The sequence below is a fragment of the Vibrio ouci genome, assembly GCF_004551525.1.
GTDB classification, from domain to species: Bacteria; Pseudomonadota; Gammaproteobacteria; order Enterobacterales; family Vibrionaceae; genus Vibrio; species Vibrio ouci.
This window is the reverse complement of record NZ_SATR01000444.1, coordinates 1-323: the sequence shown is the minus strand read 5'-3', so window position 1 is coordinate 323 and position 323 is coordinate 1. Positions and strand designations below refer to the sequence as shown.

2 rRNA genes are annotated in these 323 nt (G+C 48.0%); both read left to right on the top strand.

Annotated features, from left to right (window positions below):
* Nucleotides 1–121, top strand: a 23S ribosomal RNA gene (locus ELS82_RS26200); the annotation flags it as partial.
* 84 nt (nucleotides 122–205) lie between these two features.
* Nucleotides 206–321, top strand: a 5S ribosomal RNA gene (rrf, locus tag ELS82_RS26195).
* The last annotated feature ends 2 nt before the right edge of the window (nucleotides 322–323 follow it).

Here is a 323-nt window from a genome sequence, read left to right as displayed (position 1 = left end):
CTTCCCTGACCCCTTGAGGGTCCTAAAGGGTTGTTCGAGACTAGAACGTTGATAGGCAGGGTGTGTAAGCGTTGTGAGGCGTTGAGCTAACCTGTACTAATTGCCCGTGAGGCTTAACCATACAACACCCAAAGGGTTTTGTGGACTCAATGTAAGAACATTGAATGTGTAAGAACGAAAACAGCTTTCCGAATTAAAGAATTTGCTTGGCGACCATAGCGATTTGGACCCACCTGATTCCATGCCGAACTCAGAAGTGAAACGAATTAGCGCCGATGGTAGTGTGGGGTTTCCCCATGTGAGAGTAGGACATCGCCAGGCTT